The organism is uncultured Aquincola sp. (assembly GCF_964001545.1).
GTDB lineage: Bacteria > Pseudomonadota > Gammaproteobacteria > Burkholderiales > Burkholderiaceae_C > Aquincola.
This window is the reverse complement of record NZ_CAXFDV010000382.1, coordinates 1-3,804: the sequence shown is the minus strand read 5'-3', so window position 1 is coordinate 3,804 and position 3,804 is coordinate 1. Positions and strand designations below refer to the sequence as shown.

Sequence of the window (3,804 nt, the reverse complement as noted above, 5' to 3'; positions counted from 1 at the left end):
GCTTCAACCTGCCCACCGGCAGCCCCGACGACGTGGCCGAAGGCCCCAAGCTGCGCGCCCACACCGTGTTCGACCGCACGCTGCTGCGCGTGGGCGAAACCGTGCACATGAAGCACCTGCTGCGTGCCGAAACCGGCCGCGGCCTGCAGGCGCTGCCGGTGGCCGAGCGGCCCACGCGCATGCGCATCACCCACGTGGGCAGCGACACCCGCTACGAGCAGGCCTTGACCTGGCGGGCCGAGGGCCGCCATGCCACCGCCGACTGGGCGGTGCCCACCACCGCCAAGCTGGGCCAGTACGAGGTGGAGCTGCTGCGCGGCGACCGCGCCTGGTCCAGCGGCAGCTTCCGCGTCGAGGCCTTCCGCGTGCCGCTGGTCGATGCACGCCTGAGCGCGCCCGCCGGCCCGCTGGTGGCGCCCCCAAGCCTGCCGCTGGCGGTGCAACTCACCCACTTGTCGGGCGGCGGCGTGGCCAAGGCCCCGGTGCAGCTGAGCGCGCTGTGGCGCGAGCGCAGCGTCGACTTCGCGGGCTATGAGGACTACAGCTTCCAGCCGCCGCGTGAACCCGGCCAGGAGGCCGACGCGGCGGCGGGTGAAGAAGCCGCCGACGGCGCCCGCCTGGTGGCCGACAAGCTGGCCGCCACCACCGATGCCAACGGCGCCGCCCGCATCGAGCTGCCGCGCATGCCCGTGCCGCGCACGCCGGCCGAGCTGACCGCCGAACTGCGCTTCGACGACCCCAATGGCGAGGTGCAGACCGCCACCCAGCGCCTGGCCGTGTGGCCCAGCGCGGTGGTGGTGGGCCTGCGGGCGCGCGCCTGGGCAGCAAGCCCTGGGCAGGTGCGCTTCCAGGCCGTGGTGCTGGACACCCAAGGCCGACCCAAGGCCAACCAGCAGGTGGAAGTGACCGGCCGCCGCACGCAGTGGATCAGCTCGCGCAAGCGGCTGGTGGGCGGCTTCTACGCCTACGACCAGCGGCGCGAGGTGCAGCCGCTGGGCACGCTGTGCAGCGGCCGCAGCGATGCGCGCGGCCTGGTGCTGTGCGAAGCCTCGCTCACCGCGGCGGGTGAAGTGGAACTGGTGGCGCAAGCCAAGGACGACGCCGGCCGCGCCAGCCAGGCCGCCACCTCGGTGTGGATCACCGGCCAGGGCGACTTCTGGTTCGCACAGGACAACGACGACCGCATCGACCTGCTGCCCGAGCAGCGCAGCGTGGCGCCCGGCGGCACCGCGCGGCTGCAGGTGCGCATGCCCTTTCGCGAAGCGACGGTGCTGGTGTCGGTGGAGCGTGAAGGCGTGCTGCACACCCAGGTGGTGACGCTGCGCGGCAATGAGCCGGTGGTGGAAGTGCCCATCCCGCGGCTGCCCAAGGACGCAGATGCAGATGCCACCAGCTGGGCGCCCAATGTGTACGTGAGCGTGCTGGCGCTGCGCGGCCGGCTGCGCGAAGTGCCCTGGTACTCGCTGTTCCAGTGGGGCTGGCGCGCGCCGCTGGACTGGTGGCGCGCCTTCCGCCACGAAGCGCCCGACTGGCGGCCGCCCGGCGCGATGGTGGACCTGGCCAAGCCGGCCTTCAAGTTCGGCGCCACGCAGTTGCAGGTGGGGCTTGATGCGCACAAGCTGGACGTGCAGGTGACGGCCGACCGCGCCCAGTACGGCGTGCGCCAGACCGCCCAGGTGACGGTGAAGGTGACGCAGCAGGGCCAGCCGGTGGCCGGCACCTCGGTGGCCTTTGCGGCGGTGGACGAAGGCCTGCTGGCGCTGCAGCCCAACGGCAGCTGGCAACTGCTGGAAGCCATGTTCCAGCCGCGGCCCTGGTCGGTGGAAACCGCCACCGCGCAGGGTGAAGTCATCGGCCGCCGGCACTATGGCCGCAAGGCGGTGCCGGCCGGCGGCGGTGGTGGCCGCAACCCCACGCGCGAGCTGTTCGACACCTTGCTGCTGTGGCGCGCCGACGTCACGCTCGACGCCAAGGGCGAGGCCAAGCTGCAGGTGCCGCTGAACGATTCGCTGACCAGCTTCCGGCTGGTCGCCATCGCCGATGCGGGCGCCGACCGCTTCGGCACCGGCAGCACGCAGGTGCGGGTGTCGCAAGACCTGCAGATGCTGCCCGGCCTGCCGCCGGTGGCGCGTGAAGGCGATCGCTACAACGCCGTCTTCACGCTGCGCAACACCACCAGCCGCGCGATGACGGTGCAGGCCGCATTGAAGGCCGAGGGCGTGGCCGGCCTGCAGCCGCAGACCGTCTCGCTGCCCGCCGGTGCCGCGGCCGAAGTGGTGTGGCCGGTGCTCACGCCCAGCGGCGTGAGCGCGCTGCAATGGGAAGCCTCGGTGACCGAGCAAGGCGGCAGCGCCCGCGACCAGCTGCGCCTGCCGCAGGCCATCACGCCCGCGGTGCCGGTGCAGGTGACGCAGGCCACGCTGGCGCAGCTGGAAGGCACGCTCACCCTGCCGGTGGCGCCCCCTGCCGGCGCGCTGCCTGAGCAAGGGCCCAAGGCCGGCGGCCTGCGCATCGGCCTGCAGCCGCGGCTGGGCGCCGAGCTGCCGGGCCTGCGCCGCTTCTTCGAGACCTACCCCTACGCCTGCCTGGAGCAAAAGACCTCGGTGGCCCTGGGCCTGCGCGACGTGGCGCGCTGGCAGGCCGTGGTGGCGCAACTGCCCGATTACCTGGACAGCGATGGCCTGGCGCTGTACTTCCCGCCCGCGGCGGGTGACGCCCCGCGCGGCCACGACCGCCTGACCGCCTACCTGCTGCAGGTGAGCGACGAGGCCGGCAAGCTGGACCCTCGCCTGGCCCTGCCCGCCGCGGCCAAGGAGCCGATGCTGCAAGGCCTGGCCGCCTTCGTCGAAGGCCGGCTCACGCGCAGCAGCCGCGCGCCGCGGCCCGACCTGGACGTGCGCAAGCTGGCCGCGATCGAGGCCTTGTCGCGCCACGGCCGGGCCACGCCGCGCATGCTGGGCTCCATCGACCTGGTGCCGGCCACTTGGCCCACCGCCGCGCTGATCGACTGGCTGCAGATCCTGCAGCGGCTGGACGGCGTGCCGCAGCGTGAGCAGCGGCTGGAAGAAGCGCGGCAACTGCTGCGCAGCCGGCTCGACTTCAGCGGCACCACGCTGCGCTTTGGCACCGAAGCCACCGACGGCTGGTGGTGGCTGATGGACAGCCCCGACGCCAATGCGGTGCGCGTGATTCTGGCCACGCTGGAAGACCCCGGCTGGCAGGCCGACCTGCCGCGGCTGGTGACCGGTGCGCTGGCGCGGCAACGCGGTGGCGCCTGGTCCACCACCACGGCCAACACCTGGGGCTCGCTGGCGCTGAGCCGCTTTTCGCAGCGCTTCGAGAAAGAGCCGGTGGCCGGCCGCAGCGTGGCACGCCTGGCCAGCACCGAGCAGCAGCTCGACTGGGCGGCGCAGCCGGCCGGCGGCCTGCTGCAACTGCCGTGGCCGCCAGCCGGCACGCCCACGCCGCTTACCGTCACGCAGCAAGGCAGCGGCAAGCCCTGGGTCAGCACCCAGGCGCTGGCCGCCGTGCGGCTGGAGTCACCGGTGTTCGCCGGCCTGCGGCTGGCACGCAGCATCACGCCGGTGTCGCAGAAGGTGCCGGGCCGCTGGTCGCGCGGCGATGTGCTGCGCGTGCGCATCGAGCTGCAATCCAACGCCGACAACGGCTGGCTGGTGGTCAGCGACCCGGTGCCCACCGGCGGCACCGTGCTGGGCGGCGGCGGCGGGCGCGATTCGGCCATCGCCACCCGCGGCGAAGAGCAGCAAGGCCCCGGCGTGCTGGCCTATGTGGAGCGCACACCGG

The 3,804-nt window shown here is 73.4% G+C and carries 1 protein-coding gene; it reads left to right on the top strand.

Annotated features, from left to right (window positions below; translation table 11 throughout):
* On the top strand, positions 1-3,804 hold a 3,804-nt coding region (locus tag ABNT58_RS13065), incomplete at both ends, for an MG2 domain-containing protein (RefSeq protein ID WP_348753907.1).